18 protein-coding genes are annotated in these 16,500 nt (G+C 61.2%); 14 read left to right on the top strand and 4 right to left on the bottom strand.

Annotation, left to right across the window (positions count from 1 at the left end; genetic code table 11):
• Window positions 1-29: 29 nt before the first annotated feature.
• The gene (locus ACMVPR_RS02085; protein WP_416881497.1) at window positions 30-974 is read left to right on the top strand and encodes a DMT family transporter; all 945 of its coding nucleotides are present in this window, start codon (window positions 30-32) and stop codon (window positions 972-974) included.
• On the opposite strand, the gene ACMVPR_RS02080 is transcribed toward ACMVPR_RS02085, so the two are convergent.
• Window positions 898-1,581 (bottom strand): thiamine diphosphokinase, encoded by a 684-nt coding sequence (locus tag ACMVPR_RS02080; RefSeq protein WP_416881496.1) that lies wholly within the window; start codon window positions 1,579-1,581, stop codon window positions 898-900. The two genes, ACMVPR_RS02085 and ACMVPR_RS02080, sit on opposite strands and share 77 nt — an antisense overlap.
• A 139-nt stretch (window positions 1,582-1,720) precedes the next feature.
• On the opposite strand from ACMVPR_RS02080, the gene ACMVPR_RS02075 reads away from it, so the two are divergent.
• Window positions 1,721-4,114: a hypothetical protein gene (locus ACMVPR_RS02075; protein ID WP_416881495.1), complete on the top strand. Its 2,394-nt coding sequence runs from the start codon at window positions 1,721-1,723 to the stop codon at window positions 4,112-4,114.
• A gap of 34 nt (window positions 4,115-4,148) precedes the next feature.
• Here the strand turns inward: ACMVPR_RS02075 and ACMVPR_RS02070 are convergent, their stop codons facing one another.
• Genes ACMVPR_RS02070 through ACMVPR_RS02060 form a run of 3 tightly spaced genes read right to left on the bottom strand, consistent with a single transcriptional unit; the run spans window position 4,149 to window position 6,492 of the window.
• Complete coding sequence (locus ACMVPR_RS02070) at window positions 4,149-4,922, bottom strand: hypothetical protein (protein WP_416881494.1); 774 nt, start codon at window positions 4,920-4,922, stop codon at window positions 4,149-4,151.
• Between the two features lie 36 nt (window positions 4,923-4,958).
• On the bottom strand, window positions 4,959-5,183 hold the full coding sequence (locus tag ACMVPR_RS02065) for a DUF2842 domain-containing protein (protein ID WP_416881493.1): 225 nt from the start codon (window positions 5,181-5,183) through the stop codon (window positions 4,959-4,961).
• A 16-nt stretch (window positions 5,184-5,199) separates the two neighbouring features.
• The gene (locus ACMVPR_RS02060) at window positions 5,200-6,492 is read right to left on the bottom strand and encodes an adenylosuccinate synthase (protein WP_416881492.1); all 1,293 of its coding nucleotides are present in this window, start codon (window positions 6,490-6,492) and stop codon (window positions 5,200-5,202) included.
• Window positions 6,493-6,728: 236 nt separating this feature from the next.
• On the opposite strand from ACMVPR_RS02060, the gene ACMVPR_RS02055 reads away from it, so the two are divergent.
• From ACMVPR_RS02055 to ACMVPR_RS02000, 12 genes are all read left to right on the top strand, one after another.
• Entirely contained in the window at window positions 6,729-7,124 is a 396-nt protein-coding gene (locus ACMVPR_RS02055) for a DUF6524 family protein (RefSeq protein ID WP_292265255.1), read from the top strand.
• A gap of 133 nt (window positions 7,125-7,257) precedes the next feature.
• The gene (gene secG, locus ACMVPR_RS02050; RefSeq protein ID WP_300583187.1) at window positions 7,258-7,632 is read left to right on the top strand and encodes a preprotein translocase subunit SecG; all 375 of its coding nucleotides are present in this window, start codon (window positions 7,258-7,260) and stop codon (window positions 7,630-7,632) included.
• 225 nt (window positions 7,633-7,857) lie between these two features.
• On the top strand, window positions 7,858-9,501 hold the full coding sequence (locus ACMVPR_RS02045; protein WP_416881491.1) for a CTP synthase: 1,644 nt from the start codon (window positions 7,858-7,860) through the stop codon (window positions 9,499-9,501).
• A gap of 4 nt (window positions 9,502-9,505) precedes the next feature.
• The gene (locus tag ACMVPR_RS02040) at window positions 9,506-10,000 is read left to right on the top strand and encodes a hypothetical protein (protein WP_416881490.1); all 495 of its coding nucleotides are present in this window, start codon (window positions 9,506-9,508) and stop codon (window positions 9,998-10,000) included.
• 287 nt (window positions 10,001-10,287) lie between these two features.
• On the top strand, window positions 10,288-11,055 hold the full coding sequence (locus ACMVPR_RS02035; protein ID WP_416881489.1) for a 23S rRNA (adenine(2030)-N(6))-methyltransferase RlmJ: 768 nt from the start codon (window positions 10,288-10,290) through the stop codon (window positions 11,053-11,055).
• On the top strand, window positions 11,052-11,723 hold the full coding sequence (locus tag ACMVPR_RS02030) for a hypothetical protein (protein WP_416881488.1): 672 nt from the start codon (window positions 11,052-11,054) through the stop codon (window positions 11,721-11,723). Before ACMVPR_RS02035 ends, ACMVPR_RS02030 begins: the two co-directional genes overlap by 4 nt.
• A 39-nt stretch (window positions 11,724-11,762) precedes the next feature.
• A complete protein-coding gene (locus ACMVPR_RS02025; RefSeq protein WP_416881487.1) occupies window positions 11,763-12,200 on the top strand; it encodes a TerB family tellurite resistance protein in 438 nt (145 codons plus the stop codon).
• Window positions 12,197-12,931 (top strand): phosphate/phosphite/phosphonate ABC transporter substrate-binding protein, encoded by a 735-nt coding sequence (locus ACMVPR_RS02020; protein WP_416881486.1) that lies wholly within the window; start codon window positions 12,197-12,199, stop codon window positions 12,929-12,931. Before ACMVPR_RS02025 ends, ACMVPR_RS02020 begins: the two co-directional genes overlap by 4 nt.
• 116 nt (window positions 12,932-13,047) lie before the next feature.
• On the top strand, window positions 13,048-13,821 hold the full coding sequence (locus ACMVPR_RS02015) for an ABC transporter ATP-binding protein (protein WP_416881485.1): 774 nt from the start codon (window positions 13,048-13,050) through the stop codon (window positions 13,819-13,821).
• A gap of 25 nt (window positions 13,822-13,846) precedes the next feature.
• Complete coding sequence (locus ACMVPR_RS02010) at window positions 13,847-14,572, top strand: transporter substrate-binding domain-containing protein (protein WP_300583204.1); 726 nt, start codon at window positions 13,847-13,849, stop codon at window positions 14,570-14,572.
• A gap of 179 nt (window positions 14,573-14,751) precedes the next feature.
• On the top strand, window positions 14,752-15,633 hold the full coding sequence (locus ACMVPR_RS02005) for an ABC transporter permease (RefSeq protein ID WP_416881484.1): 882 nt from the start codon (window positions 14,752-14,754) through the stop codon (window positions 15,631-15,633).
• Window positions 15,630-16,436, top strand: a complete 807-nt coding sequence (locus ACMVPR_RS02000) for an ABC transporter permease (protein WP_300583209.1) — start codon at window positions 15,630-15,632, stop codon at window positions 16,434-16,436. Before ACMVPR_RS02005 ends, ACMVPR_RS02000 begins: the two co-directional genes overlap by 4 nt.
• Window positions 16,437-16,500: the final 64 nt, after the last annotated feature.

Genomic DNA, 16,500 nt, shown 5'->3' with positions numbered 1-16,500 from the left:
GAAAGACTCAACCAAGAGTAGCGTGCGGTATGACACAAGACCGCCCCACTCTCGGAATAGCACTCATGCTGGGTTTCTGCGTCGTGGCTCCAATGGGGGACGCGCTCGCTAAGATCCTTTCGGACAAGGTGGCGCTTGGACAATTGCTGCTGATCCGTTTCGGAGTTCAGGCGCTTGTGCTCATCCCGATCATTGCTGCAACCGGGCGTGTCTGGCGCATGTCAAACCGGGTTTTGGCGCTGACCCTGCTGCGAACCCTGATGCATATCGTCGGAATCGGCATGATGGTGTCCGCGCTTTATTACCTGCCACTGGCCGACGCCATCGCGATTGCCTTTGTCATGCCCTTCATCATGCTCCTGCTTGGGCATTACGTGTTGGGTGAAGAGGTTGGTATCCGCCGGATGATCGCCTGTGCGGTGGGATTTGCAGGAACTTTGCTGGTCATCCAGCCATCGTTTCAGGAAGTGGGCTGGCCCGCCCTGCTGCCGATGGGTGTGGCGATCAACTTTGCGCTCTTCATGCTGGTGACCCGCAAGATCGCCAAGGAAACGGACCCGATCGGGTTGCAGGCCGTGTCCGGTGTGATGGCGGTGGTGCTGATGACCCCGGTGATCTTTCTGATCCCGGATCAATCCGTGCCAATCCTCGCTTGGGACAGCCTTCTGCCGTCAAGCACATGGACGCTTCTGGTGGCCATAGGTCTGTCCGGCACGCTGGCACATCTGCTGATGACATGGTCGTTGCGGTACGCGCCCTCAGCCACCTTGGCACCCATGCAATATCTCGAAATCCCCATCGCCACGGTGATTGGCTTTGCCGTCTTCGGCGACCTGCCGAACACCATGGCCTCGATCGGGATCGCCATCGTGGTCGCCTCGGGGCTTTACATCGTGTTCAGAGAGCAGGCCATAAGCCGTCGGCCTGAGCCAGCGCCTGTTGCAAGCCATGCCGTTCAGACACCGGCAGAATAATCAGCATCCCTGGCCCATGCAGTGTCAAAGACACCGGTCCATCGGCGCGATTTGACGTTCCGACCCGGTCGCCCGGTGACAGCTCCAACCCGTCGATGGGCCAGTGCAGTCCGGTCGATATCCCCGTGACGGGACGCATCGGATAAAGCGACACGCGTGTCCCCAGCTCTAACGGCAGGCCAATCTGCGGCGGCAGATGCGCCACCACGTCATGCTCTCCCAATAGCACGATGGCCCTGTCGGGATAGCGCGCCAGCACCGTCATGGCCGCCAGCAGATGATCCACCTGCCCGCCCAGAAAGCCGATGCCGATAATCATCGGTGCCGAGATTGACCGGATCGCCTTGTCAAAATCGGTGCTGTCCTGTTCCTCGATCCGATGCACGGTCTCGGGCGGCAGCGCGGCACGGGTTTCGTCCGACACCGAATCAAAATCCCCGATCAGCGCGTTCGGAAGACGTCCGACCGCGCGCACCCAGTCCGCCCCGCTATCGGCGGCGACAACTGTCGTGACCTCATCCAATAAAGACAAAAGCTGCGCATTGTCGCCATGCGCGCCACCGACAAGCAGGACTGGTTCCTGCGAAACAACAATGGGGTCATTCATGTCTGATTAATGACGAATGGCGAAACAGATCACAATCAGGACATGAAATGATACCGTGATTGGCACAGATTCGATGCGCTTTGGTCTTGGTAAACATGTTAGCAAGTCCTTCGCAGAAGTTTGGAAAGCGGGTGATATTATGGTGAGTTCAAACAAGATACTCACGGTATCCTACGGGACCTTCTCATGTACCCTCGAAGGGTTCGACAACTCCTTCGACACGATGAAGGCGATTGCGGAGTATTTCCGCGATCTTGCTCAGGATGACCGATATTTCGGTGCCGAACCACCGACACCCGATGCGGAGATGTTGGCCCGGATCGCGGAGCGAGAGATCGCCCGCCGGGTCGAAGCCCGCTTTGAGAAAGGTAATTTGGTTCTGCGTCCTTCTGATGATGCCGAGCCGCCGCGAGGGGATGTCGCGCCGCAATCATCGAGGGACGCAGCCCTAGCGGACGCGACGGCCAGCATGGCTGCCACTGCGCTGGCTGTCGCGGCCCAACCGGCGGATGCGCAGACCGTGTCTACCGACACGCCTGTCGAGGACGACACCGAGATCGATATCTCCGAAATGGAGTTCGCCGATCTCGAAGCGGTCGCGGACAGTGAAGAAGACGCCGCGCCGGAAGATGACGGCGTGACCATCGACCTGTCTGATATCTCGCTCGACACAGACGACGTGGACGTAGTGGCATTCAGCGCCGATGACGTTCTGGATGCCGAAGAAACAACAATTGCGGAGTCGAGCATCGACGATCTGATCGCCGAACAGGACGACAAGGAAAATCGCCGGATCGCAGCGGAAGCCGCCGAGGTTGAAGCTGCCGAGGCCGAAGTGGCCCCGGTTGTGGCCGACAGCGTCGCCGAAAAGCTGCAGCGCATCCGTGCCGTTGTTGCGTCCAAGGCGCAGCCTGCCCCGGAATACATCGAAGACGAACATGCGATGTCCGGCCCGGATGGCGATGGCAACGACGAGAACAATGCCATCGACGTGGAAGAGACCACCGCGCTTGACGACAACCTCTTCACCGACACCATCGCCGCCGTCGTGTCCGATCAGCTTGATCTGGACGACGAGGACGATGAAGAGGCGTTTCTCCCGGACACGGATTATGACGACGAAGACGACGAAGACTATGCTCCGGTCACCGCCCGTCGGGACGATGCCCAGAGCGAACTTGAAATCCTCCGCGCCAAGATCGCCGAGCTTGAAGCACAGGCGGCCGCTGCTCGCGCCTCCGAAACGGTTGCCGTGGAACAGGCAGAGCAGCCTGACGTGATCGCACAGCAGGACGAAGACGAGGACGACGATCTCGAACTCCTGTCCGACGACGACGATGATGAAGACGACCTTGATCTCATGTCTGACGACGAGGACGACGACGAACTCTTTGCGGATGACGAGGAAGACAATTCGCGGGACAAGCCGTATGTTCTTCAAAACACCGTCATGGATGACGACGAGACCGACGAGGAAGAAGCAGCAGCACCCCAGCCGTTGATCGCCCGCGTCGGCAAGGCCAAGCGCGCCGATGTCGAAGCAGCCCTGGCGTCTGGTCAACTCGAAGAATACGACGACGAAGATGAGGATGATGCCCCCGTCGCCGTGGTGCGGCCCGTGCCCGGCCTCGAAGACAGCTCTCTGACCCCGGAGCAAGAAGCGGAACTGGCCCGTGAACTGGCCGATCTGCATGCCGAGATCGAAGAAGACGAAGACTGGGACTTCGACGACGACGAAGATGATTTTGATCACGAACCCCTGTCGGAAGCCGACCGAGAGGCTGCATCCGCAAACATCCGCAAGGCTGTCAAACTGACCAGCCCCGGCCGCGCGATGCTGACCGACACCTCGATCGAGGAAGACACCAACTCCGTCGAACGTCTGGTCGGCAAGACCGACAGCGCGATGGAAGAACCCGAGGGCAACCGCCGTCGCAGCGCCATCGCGCATCTGCGGGCCGCTGTTGCTGCGACCAAGGCGGATCGCATCCTTGGCTTCGGCAAGAAGACCGTCAACGAGGAACAGCCCTATCGCGAAGATCTGGCCGACGCGGTGCGCCCGCGCCGCCCCAAGGTCACGGAAGCCCGCTCTGCCCGCCCGGCACCGGTGCGTCCTGCCCCGCTCAAGCTGGTGGCAGAGCAGCGGATCGACGTGGATGGCGAAAAGGCCGCCACTCCGGTGCGCCCGCGCCGCGTCATGCGCAATGTGGAGCAGGTCGAGGCTGCCGATGCCAAGGCTGGCGATGACACGGGTTTTGCCGAGTTCGCCGAAAACCAGGGGGCACACACCCTGCCCGAACTGCTCGAAGCCGCAGCGGCCTACATGTCTTTTGTCGAAGGACGCGACCAATTCTCGCGGCCGCAGCTGATGACGAAACTGCTGCAGGCAGAAGGGGCCGCAAGCTCGCGCGAGGAACGTCTGCGCAGCTTTGGCCAGCTCCTGCGCGAAGGCAAGATCGAGAAAAAGAGCGGTGGGCGCTTCGCCGCCTCTGACAGCATCGGCTTCAAACCCGATGCGCGCGCAGCCGGATAAGACGTTCAGGGGGCCTTCGGGCCCCCTTCGTTTTTTACCCGGCCTTCTGCACCGCAGGCTTAGCGATCCCCAAGAGGTCCCTTCCTGCTGCAGAGAGAGCGGTCATCCACGCGGTGTCGACCGCATCAATGTGCGCGACGTCGAACCTGGCAGCTTCCTGCCAATAGCGCCCGGATGGGACCGAATATCCAAACTGCTGTTCCAGCGCGACTGCTGCGTCGAAGGCCCCAAAGTCGGCCTGCGACGAGGGGTCCGCGATGGTTCCGAGCACCCGTCTGGAAACCGAGGGAAACACAAGGCGACTAGGACCGTTGGACAACCGGACACAGGCGCAGCCCATGCGCGCCGCATGCAGCATCAGCCGGGCTGACTTGGCCTCGAGGTTGCGCAAGCTGATGTCATCGCGCAAAGGATCGGCACGCCCCTGACCATAGAAATGCGACACCTTCTGCGGCGCGTAGATCATGTCACAGCCCAGAAAGGCCATGACCCTTGGCCGCAACGCCCAAAGCGCCCAATACCCGGCGGTGAACGCCATCGTCCCTCCGGCGTACAGAATGCCACCGAACTGGTTGTTGGCGGGAACATAGACATCGGACCCGATCACCTGCTGGCCCGGTGACAGCTCTTGCGGGCGCTTGTCCTCTGGAAAGTCATCTGGCGCGACAAGGTAGTCCCAATCCTTGCGCACCTGCCACGCATTGTTGATGGCGACCACCGTATCAAAGCCCGATCTGGGCCAATCACGGCATTGGATCACATCGGGCGCGCTGCCCAGAACAAGGACTACACCTGATGTCGCGGTCACGCCCCGGCCCCGCAGGCAGACCCGCGCCGCCGCATGCTAGGAGTCGCCACTGTCGGGGTCCGGTTGTCCAATCCCCTTGAACACGAATTTGAAAGGCAGCGCCCAAAGGATGCCCAGCGCCACGTAAACCACAAGCTCTACCAGAAAGGAGGGCCGGTCGAGCAAGTTGATCACGGTCACGCAGGCGACCACATAGGCAGGCATGCCCACCAGCAGGATCACCAGCGACCAGCGTTTCCGGGCCTTGTAGCTCAGCGCCATATGCGCCTCCTTTCGCTCAGTCCGCGAAGGGATCGGTCACGAGGATCGTGTCCTCCCGTTCGGGTGAGGTTGAAAGTAGGGCGACCGGGCATTCGATCAATTCCTCGATCCGGCGGACATACTTGATGGCCTCGCCGGGCAGATCCACCCAGGACCGCGCGCCTTCGGTCGATTCTGACCAGCCGGGCATTTCCTCGTAGATCGGTGTGCAGCGGGCCTGTTCGTCGGCAGCCGTTGGCAGGTAGTCGTAACGCTGACCGTCCAGCTCGTAGCCAACGCAGATCTTCAGCGTTTCGAACCCGTCCAGCACGTCCAGCTTGGTCAGGGAAATCCCGTTCACGCCGCTGGTGGCACAGGTCTGGCGCACGAGGCATGCATCGAACCAGCCGCAGCGGCGCTTGCGCCCGGTGGTGGTGCCGAACTCGTGCCCACGCTCACCAAGGCGCTGACCGTCTTCGTCATGCAGTTCCGTCGGGAACGGGCCTTCGCCCACGCGGGTGGTGTAGGCTTTGACGATGCCCAGCACGTAATCAATCGCCCCCGGCCCAAGGCCGACACCCGTAGCCGCCTGCCCCGCGATCACGTTGGACGAGGTGACAAACGGATAAGTGCCGAAATCGATGTCGAGAAGCGCCCCCTGCGCGCCTTCGAACAGGATGCGATTGCCGGCCTTGCGCTTTTCGTTGAGCACCTTCCAGACGGGGGCGGCAAAGGGCAGGATTTGCGGGGCAATTGCGCGCAGCGCCGACAGAATGTCGTCGCGATCCACCGGTTCAAGACCGAGCCCGCGGCGAAGCGCGTCATGGTGTACCAGTGCGCGGTCCACCCTCATTTCTAGCGTTGCCGCATCGGCAAGGTCCGCAACCCGGATCACCCGACGCCCGACTTTGTCCTCGTAGGCAGGCCCGATGCCGCGTCCCGTTGTGCCGATCTTGGCAACCGAATTCTGGTTCTCACGCGCCCGGTCCAGTTCGCCGTGAAATGGCAGGATGAGCGGTGTATTCTCGGCGATCATCAGGTTCTCGGGTGTGATCTCCACACCCTGACCGCGAATAGTCTCGATCTCTTTCATCAGATGCCACGGGTCGAGCACCACACCATTGCCGATCACCGACAGCTTGCCACCGCGCACCACGCCGGACGGCAGCGCATGCAGCTTGTAGACCTTGCCATCGATCACCAGCGTGTGACCCGCATTGTGCCCGCCTTGAAAGCGGCAGATCACATCCGCCCGCTCCGAGAGCCAGTCCACGATCTTGCCTTTGCCCTCGTCGCCCCACTGGGCACCCACGACCACCACATTCGCCATGTCTTTAGACCTTTGCTGGAGTTCCATCCGTCAAACCCGCGCCCGTATAGTGCGCAATCTTGGCGGGGGGAACCGCTTTTCACGCGATCTTCGCGACATATCACCCTGCAGCTCGCGCAAGACACCGGAACCTGCCCGTTTGTCACAGGCGCGTGCCGCTGTTGCAAAGCCCTCTGGACAGGCCGCACCGCTTTGGGCGATCACACCGCAGCGACGTTGACGAAAGGCCGAAGATGATGGGATTCCTGCTGCGCTGGCTCTTTGCCTTTGTCCTTGTGGCTGTCACCTACAATCCGACGGATTACAATTTCGTCAGATGGGCCGCGACCGAAGGACAGAACCAGCTTTCGGTTACCGTGCTGGCCGGTTTAGTGCTGTTGGTGGGCTACATCATCTACCTGCGCGCCACGCTCCGCTCCATCGGCGCGTTCGGCATGCTGCTGATCCTTGCCCTTGTGGGCGCACTCCTCTGGGTCGCCTATGATTTTGGCCTGCTCGACCTGCAGAACCGGGCGCTGACCATGTGGATCGGCATCTTCGCGCTGTCGCTCGTTCTGGGCATCGGCCTCAGCTGGTCCATCGTGCGCCGCAAACTCTCGGGTCAGGCAGATGTGGACGACGTGGACGAATAGACCGACCCTCGCGTCTTCTCTTTGCAAATACGCGGACCCGCAAACGGCACGCGATCAGATCACCCAACACGGGTTGCACCACGCCTCACTTGGCCTTAGATACCCCCCATTCACGAAGAGATCCGGGACAGCCATGGAAAACGTCGTTCTCATCATCCACCTTCTTCTTGCGCTCGCGCTGATCGGCGTCGTGCTGCTGCAGCGCTCTGATGGCGGTGGGCTTGGCGCCATGGGTGGCGGCGGCGGTGGGGCGATCAGCACCCGCAGCGCGGCCACGGGCCTTGGCAAACTCACCTGGATCCTCGCTATCGCGTTCATCTGCACCTCGATCACCCTCACGGTGATTGCCGCACAGAACGCCTCGGGCAGTTCCATCATGGACCGCCTGTCCAGAGGTGGCGCGGCACCGGCCGAAGAACCTGCCACCGATGGGCTTGACGCGGATGGTCTCCTGCCACCGCCGTCCTCCATCGATCCGAACGCACCGCTTCTGCCGCGCGCCGACTGACGCGGCATCCAATCGAAACCGACGCGCGGCTCACACTGGCCGCGCGTTTTTCTTTGCGCCAAAGGCCCACCATCCCTTGAGGCGCAGCAAACTGACGCAACATCATCTTGGGGTTCGGCCTTGCCTTTTGCCGCCGAATCCTCTACCGGTCAAATCCCGTGATGCTGCGTGCCATTGGCTGCGCAGATTGCATGATTTGCAGCGCTTCGCGGGAGGTTTCCACACATGGCACGCTTCATTTTCATCACCGGCGGCGTGGTGTCTTCCCTTGGCAAAGGCCTTGCCTCAGCGGCGCTCGGCGCGCTTTTGCAGGCGCGTGGCTTTTCCGTCCGGTTGCGCAAGCTTGACCCTTATCTGAACGTCGATCCCGGCACGATGTCGCCCTTTGAACATGGCGAGGTGTTCGTGACCGACGATGGCGCGGAAACCGACCTCGACTTGGGCCATTACGAACGCTTCACAGGCGTACCTGCGCGCAAGACCGACAGCATCTCGTCGGGGCGCATCTACACCAACGTGCTCGAGAAAGAGCGCCGCGGCGATTACCTTGGCAAAACGATCCAGGTGATCCCGCATGTCACCAATGAAATCAAGGACTTCATCTCCATCGGAGAAGACGAGGTCGATTTCATGCTCTGCGAAATCGGCGGCACCGTGGGCGACATCGAAGGCCTGCCCTTCTTCGAAGCGATCCGCCAGTTTTCCCAGGACAAACCGCGCGGTCAGTGCATCTTCATGCACCTCACGCTGCTGCCCTACATCAAGGCCTCGGGCGAGTTGAAAACTAAGCCGACGCAGCACAGCGTTAAGGAACTCCGCTCCATCGGTCTGGCCCCCGACATCCTTGTCTGCCGTTCCGAAGGGCCGATCCCGCAGAAGGAACGCGAAAAGCTGGCGCTCTTCTGCAATGTGCGCCCCGACAGCGTGATCGCAGCACAAGACCTTAAGTCGATCTACGAAGCCCCCCTCGCCTATCACCGCGAAGGGCTGGATCAGGCCGTGCTCGACGCATTCCAGATCACGCCTGCACCCAAGCCGAACCTCGAGAAATGGGAAGACGTGGCCGACCGCATCTACAACCCCGAGGGAGAAGTGAACGTCGCCATCGTGGGCAAGTATGTGCAGCTTGAAGACGCCTACAAATCCATCGCCGAGGCGCTGACCCATGGCGGCATGGCCAACCGCGTCAAGGTCAATGTCGAATGGGTCGATGCCGAGATTTTCGAACGCGAAGACCCCGCACCGCATCTTGAAGGCTTCCACGCCATCCTCGTGCCCGGCGGCTTTGGCGAACGCGGCACCGAGGGCAAGATCAAGGCCGCGCAATTCGCCCGCGAACACAAGGTGCCCTATCTGGGCATCTGCCTAGGCATGCAGATGGCGGTGATCGAAGCCGCCCGTAATGTGGCCAAACTGCCCGATGCCGGGTCCGAAGAGTTCGACCACGAGGCCGGGAAAAAACGTTTCACGCCAGTCGTTTACCACCTCAAGGAATGGGTGCAGGGCAACGAAAAGGTCAACCGCAAGGTCGATGACGACAAGGGCGGCACAATGCGCCTTGGGGCCTATGACGCTGTGCTGACCGAAGGATCGAAAGTGGCATCTGTCTACGGCACCACCACCATCGACGAACGCCACCGCCACCGCTACGAGGTTGACATCAAGTACAAAGACGCGCTGGAAAAAGCGGGCCTGTGCTTTTCCGGCATGAGCCCCGACGGCCGCCTGCCCGAGATCGTCGAATGGCCCGACCATCCGTGGTTCATCGGCGTCCAGTTCCACCCGGAGCTAAAGTCAAAACCCTTTGACCCGCATCCCTTGTTCAAGGATTTTGTCCGGGCGGCGAAGGATGTGTCGAGGTTGGTTTGATTACATGAAGGAAAAGCCGCCGAAAGCACCAGAACGCGATATGCATTCTCAACGCATCGAAGCCTACTCAAACCTCATAAAATCCATAGTTTGGCCATTGCTTGCGCTTTCGGTGGTATTACTCTTTCTGCAACCGCTGAAGTCTCTCTTAGAACAAACAGTGTCGGTGAGTGTGGCTGGTTTTGAATTGGAAAGAGATCGTGTCTATTCGCGATTTGATCGTCGGCAGATTGACCAAATAACCTCTTTGAACACACAAGAAATTGTGAGGTTTGTTTTGGAGTTTGACAGCGGTGTCAGATGCGGAAAGTCAACCGAGGGCAACGATTACGCCAAGTTCTCCAACATAGGTTTGGTATCCCGGGTCTTAGAACAGTGCGGCGGAACGGGAAGCTTCGATGTTACGTACAGGCTTACGGACGATGGAGTCTTCTTCCACGCATCATTGGAAAGACTACTTGTTGAAGTATTTGACGAGTTTCTCCCAGACAATGAATAGCAATTAATCGCTCTGGGCCTTGCAAACGAACGCCATCGCCAGACCGCGGGATGGCGATCCTCCCTTCGAACAACAGCGCTTTATTCCAGCCACTCCCGCGCGCAGACCGAACGTAGCGCCCAGACCTGCCAAATCGCCAGCCCAGGGGGCGGTCTGGCGATAGCGCGGCACCTTCGGTGCTGTTCGCGCCAAGCTTAGCTCAACGGTGTGTAGGGTGCGTGCTCCGACGCACCTCCACTGGCTGAATCCCCCTACCCGATCCGCGCCAACTGGCCTATCACGGGCGCATGCTGTCCTACCAACACCTCTATCACGCGGGCAACGCCGCCGATGTGCACAAGCACGCCGCCCTTGCGCTGGCGCTGGACTACCTGACGCAAAAGCCCAAACCGCTGAGCTATATCGAAACCCATGCCGGGCGCGGGCGCTATGACCTGAGCGCGCCCGAAGCGGTCAAGACCGGCGAGGCGGCGCAGGGCATCGCGCGACTCCACGACGGGTTTGCGAAGGACCATCCTTATATCCGCGCGCTCACCGCGCAGCCCGATGGCCTTTACCCCGGATCGCCCGCCATCGCGCAGGCGCTGCTGCGGCCCGTGGATTCGCTCCATCTGGCCGAACTGCACCCGCAGGAACATGCCGCGCTGCGCACAAACCTGCGCGCGGCCAACACCCATGTTTACCATCAGGACGGTCTTGAACTGGCGCAAAGCCTCTGCCCGCCGACGCCGCGCCGGGGGCTGATGCTGGTGGACCCGAGTTACGAGATCAAGGCGGACTATGCCCAGATCCCCAAATGGCTGGGCGCGATCACGCGCAAGTGGAATGTCGGCGTGGTGATGATCTGGTATCCGATCCTCACCTCCGGTGCGCACCGCCCGATGCTGCGCGCCCTGCAGGCGGATCATCCAGAGGCGCTGACGCACGAGGTGCGCTTTCCGCCCGCGCGCGAGGGGCACCGCATGGTCGGCTCCGGGCTTTTCATCGTGAACCCGCCCTTCGGATTGGAAGGCGCGTTGAAACCGCTCTCCGCCGCGTTCCGGAAACTGACATGAGGCGCCTCTGCTTTGCGCTGCTGTGTCTGCCGGGTTTTGCATTTGCTGCCGATTTGCGTCCAGTGCCATATGACACCCTGCTGCCGCAGCCGCACCGGATCGAAACCTTCGACATCCTGCCCAGCGCCCCCGAACCCGGCCACCGCATCGACCAGCACTGGCGCACGACGGGGCTGACCATCGGCGAACGGCTTGCCGGGCAGACAGTCCACGACACTGAGGGCTTCGACACGCTGCGCGGGGCACCAACCCAACCGCTCCGCGCCCTCCCCGGCGCACCCGGTCAGACCTTCGCCATCGCGCATCACACGGGCTTCGGCTCGAACGCATTGTTTCCCGTTGGTCCCAAAGGCGCAGACATCCCCGAAGGCCGTGGCGAAGGCAGCGCAGCACTGGTGTTCGACACGCCGCAAACCGCCATGGGCCTACGCCTGCATGCGGAATACCCCGATCCGCTGGGCCAACGCCCTGCACCGGGCACGGCGCTGTTGACCTTCCATCATGCGACTGGCCAGACCAGCGAACTCAGCCTGCCCCTGACACATGGCGTCATCTCGCTGGCCTGGCGCAGCGACACCGGGATCATCGCGCTGACGGTCCAGAACACCGATCCGGGAGGCATTGCGCTGGACGATATCCTCTACGATGTGACCGCACTTTCGGGATAACCCATTGGCGAAGCTTTCGGCACGGCATATATCCCCTTCATGTTTGGTGATTTCCTCAAGCGCCTCACCGCGCCCGACCCCGCCCCGCTGCCCGACGCCGATGCGCGTCTGGCCCTGACCGCCCTGCTTGTCCGCGTCGCCCGCACCGATGGCGATTACGACGACAGCGAGAAAGCCCGCATCGACCGCATCGCCGCCTCCCGCTACGGCCTGTCGCCGTTTGAGGCCGCAAAACTGCGCGGCGAGGCCGAAGGGCTGGAGGCAGAAGCCCCCGACACCGTCCGCTTCACCGGTGCCATCAAGGACGCCGTGCCCTACGAGGACCGCATCGCGGTGATCGAGGCGCTGTGGGAGGTCGTTCTCGCCGATGGCGTGCGCGAGGCCGAGGAAGACGCGCTCTTGCGGCTCGTGGCCAAGCTTTTGGGCATCAACGACCGGGACAGCGCGCTGGCCCGGCAACGCGTCGCCAAGGCATGATCGCCAGCCTGCCGATGTACTGGCGGGCGGAAAACGCGGGCCTCTGGCGCGACTTCTGGTCCGTTGTGCAGTCCTGCGCGCGCGGAGAGGGCGTGTCCCTTCCCGATCTCACAGCTCCCGAAGACCTGCCAGCCGACCTGTATTCTCATTGGCGGTCTTCGGACCTTGCCCTGTCCATGACCTGCGGCCTGCCCTTTCGCAGCAAACTGCAGAACGAGGTCCGATATATCGGCACGCTGGATTTCGGACTTGGCGGTCCGGAAGGACATTACCATTCCCAGATCATCACCCGCAGGGATCTCGCCGGCCCGCCTCGAACGCTGGCCTACAACAGCGCCGACAGTCAGTCCGGCTGGGCAGCGGCGCAAGAGATGCCAGATCGCGGATCAATCACCACATTCCTCGAAACCGGTGCACATGCCCAGTCGCTTGCTGCCGTGGCCGAGGGCCGCGCCGACATCGCCTGCCTTGACGCGGTGACCTGGCGCATCCTGCAAGCGGTCGATCCCAACGCCGCTGAGGTGACGCCCATCGGCACCACCCGACCGACACCGGGCTTGCCCCTGATCGCTGCCCAGGGCACCGATCCTGAACCCCTGCGCCGCGCCCTGACGGCTGCGACCCGCGCGTTCGACGCTGATAACCCTGACCTGATGGGCGGTCCCATGACCTTCTGCGTTCTCGATGTGCACAGCTATCTTGCCGAGCCCATTCCCGCGCCACCCAACTGACTGACGCAGGGTCACACGGCCGGTTGCGTCGGAATACGTCGATTTCGACATTGCATCGCCCCGTATTTTCGCGTCATCCTGCGTCGCATCCCTGACCCAATCCGTCCGAGCGCCTTGTGACAGAAACCCCCGTTCTGGAAATTCGCAATCTGCACAAACAGTACGGCAGCCTTGAAGTCATCAAGGGCGTCGACATCACGGCGCATCGCGGTGAAGTGGTGTCGCTGATCGGATCATCGGGATCGGGCAAGTCCACCATCCTGCGCTGCGCCAACCTGCTCGAGGACAGCCAGCAGGGGGATATTCTGTTCAAGGGCGAAGCCGTCCATTGGAAAGGCACCGGTCTGGGACGGCATCCCGCCGACCCGAAACAGGTGCTGCGCATCCGCACGAACCTGTCGATGGTGTTCCAGCAGTTCAACCTCTGGGCTCACATGACAATCCTGCAAAACGTGATGGAAGCCCCCGTGACCGTGCTGGGCCGCGACAAGGCTGAGGCCGAACAGGCGGCACGCGGCTATCTCGACAAGGTGGGCATCGGCGACAAATGCGATGCCTACCCCGCGATGCTGTCGGGCGGCCAGCAACAACGCGCGGCGATTGCCCGTGCGTTGTGCATGGAGCCGGAAGCGCTATTGTTCGATGAACCCACCTCGGCGCTGGATCCCGAGCTGGAACAGGAAGTCGTCAAAGTTATTAAGGATCTCGCCTCCGAAGGCCGAACCATGCTGATTGTCACCCATGACATGAAAATGGCACGCGACGTGAGCAACCACGTCGTGTTCCTGCATCAGGGCCTGATCGAGGAAGAAGGCGCGCCAGACAGCCTGTTCGGCGCACCAAAATCAGAACGGCTGCGGGGGTTTCTGTCCTCCACAATGGCCGACTAACCACCAAAAACCGGGAGAACCCACAATGAAATCCATCCTTCTCGGCACCGCTGCACTGGCCATCACGGCCTCTGTTGCGTTCGCCGGCAGCCACTCCGTTGTTCGCATGGGCACCGAAGGCGCATACCCTCCGTACAACTTCATCAACGATTCCGGTGAAGTCGACGGGTTCGAGCGTGAACTGGGTGATGAGCTCTGCGCTCGCGCCGAACTGACCTGTGAATGGGTCACCAACGAATGGGACAGCATCATCCCGAACCTCGTGTCGGGCAACTACGACGTCATCATCGCAGGCATGTCGATCACCGCCGAACGGGACGAGGTCATCGACTTCACCCAGAACTACACCCAGCCGGACCCGTCCTCCTACCTCGCCCTTGAAGGTGCGGATGTGGACTTTGAAGGCGGCGTGATCGCGGCGCAGTCCAACACCATCCAGGCGGCGTTCATCGCCTCCAGCGGTGCGACCCTCGTGGAATTCGCCACTCCGGACGAAACCGTTGCTGCGGTGCGCAATGGCGAAGCCGACGCGGTTCTGGCGGATGACGCCTATCTGCGCCCCATCGCCGACGAAAACGCTGACCTCGTCCTGCTTGACCGGCAGGAGCTGATCGGCGGCGGCGTCGGCATGGGCCTGCGCGAGTCCGACACAGAGCTGAAGGACAAGTTCAACGCGGCGATCCAGTCCATGAAGGATGATGGCACGCTGAACGCGTTGCTCGCGAAGTGGGAAATCGGGCCGGGCTTCTGAGCCGGATGCACCCGAACCATGGAAGGGGTCGCCACTGCGGCCCCTTCTCGTTTCTGCCAAAGACATAAGCGTGACCACGGTTTTCCCGAAACCGGTCAAGACGTTACGCCACACGGGAATTGTCAAGCGCCGCAGGGACGTGCAAGACTTGCCAAACCCAAAGCCGCTCAGGGGACCAGATGTTCAGTTTTTGTGTCGATCCCGCGTCGCTTGACGACCTCGCATGGATGGCCTGCTACCTGACCACCGGAAAACACATGGCGATCTACACGTCTGTGTTCACCGTTCTGCTGCTTCTGGCGATCACCGCGCCCACGGCCTTGGCGTTCGGTTTTATAGGCGCCTCCAGTGCGCGATCGCACTTCCCACCGCTCAGCTGGATCGGCAAAGCCTACATCGCCGTTGTCCGTGGCGTACCGGACATCGCGTTCTTCCTGTTCTTCGTGATTGCGCTGGACCAGCTGTTTGAATGGATACGCCACGAAATCAAATGTCCCGACTGGACGGACAGCATCTGGCAGGGCAACGATTTTGTCGTCTGCGACATCGCCAAGCTGCCTTTGGGCAACGCGCCGCAATGGGTGCATGAAGCCTATGGCTTCATGCTTGCCGTCCTGACCTTTGCCATCGTCTTTGGCGCGTTTGCGGCCAACGTGCTTTACGGCGCGATGCGGGCTGTCCCGCACAACCAGCTTGAAACCGCCGAGGCCTATGGCATGTCCCGCAGGCAGGTTTACTGGCGCATTCTCGTGCCGCAGATGTGGGTCTTTGCCCTGCCCGGTCTGTCGAACCTCTGGATGGTGCTGATCAAGGCGACGCCGTTGTTGTTCCTCTTGGGCGTCGAAGACATCGTCTACTGGGCGCGCGAGTTGGGTGGGGCCAAGACCGCCCGGTTCACCGATTATCCGCATGGCGACTGGCGCATGTGGTACTTCCTTGCGCTGCTTGTGTTTTACCTGCTTTTCACCCGTGTCTCGGAAATCGTGCTCGACAAGGTGATGCGCAAACTGACCCACGGGCAAGCCACCTTGGCCGGTGAAGCGCAGAGGAAAGCGGCATGAGTTGCTGGGAAACCATCGCCGATTACGGCCTGCGTTCCATCGGCATCGGCGAACGTGTCCTGCCGCGTGAAGGCTACACGCTGTGTCAGCAATTCACCCTGATCGGTTCCGGCATGATCTGGAACATCTATTTCGGCGTTCTGGCGCTCTGCTCGGGGTTCTTCCTCGCCACCGCGGTGGCATTGGGCAAAGCGTCGAAGAACGTGGTGCTGCAAAAGGCCAGCGCGTGGTTCATCTTCCTCTTCCGGGGATCGCCGCTCTTTATCCAGTTCTTCTTTGCCTATTTCCTGTTCTTGTCGCTCAAACCGATTTCGCCGATCTTCGATCCGTTCACGTCGGCATGGCTCGGCGCGCTGATCGTACTCTTCCTCAACACCGCCGCCTATTCCGGAGAGATCTTCTACGGCGCGCTGCAATCGGTGCCGCGTGGCGATATCGAGGCGGCGGACGCCTATGGCATGTCCGGCTGGTCGCGGTTCAAACGGGTGACCTGGCCCACGATGCTGCGCCTTGCATGGCCCGCCTACACGAATGAAGCGATCTTTCTTTTCCATGCCACCACGCTGGTCTATTTCTCTGGCTTCCCGGCTTGGCAGCAACGGGGCGACGCGCTTTACTATGCGAGCTTCTTTGCCGACAAGACGTTCAACCCGTTCATCCCCTACCCGATCCTTGCCTTCTATTTCATCCTGCTGACGCTGTGCATCATCAGCCTGTTCGGTTTGATCAATCGCCGCCTCAACCGGCACCTGCCACAGGATGCACGCGCCAAGATGAAGCTGAAACTCAACGTCATTCGCTGAATTTTGCTTGCTAAGTAGAGGTTACACCGCCTATCTATAATTTGATCAAATTATTGAAAACGGC

Origin of the sequence: Marivita sp. (assembly GCF_048006345.1) — a bacterium.
In the GTDB taxonomy this organism is placed as follows: Bacteria; Pseudomonadota; Alphaproteobacteria; order Rhodobacterales; family Rhodobacteraceae; genus Marivita.
This window is presented reverse-complemented; position numbering and strand designations above follow the sequence as displayed.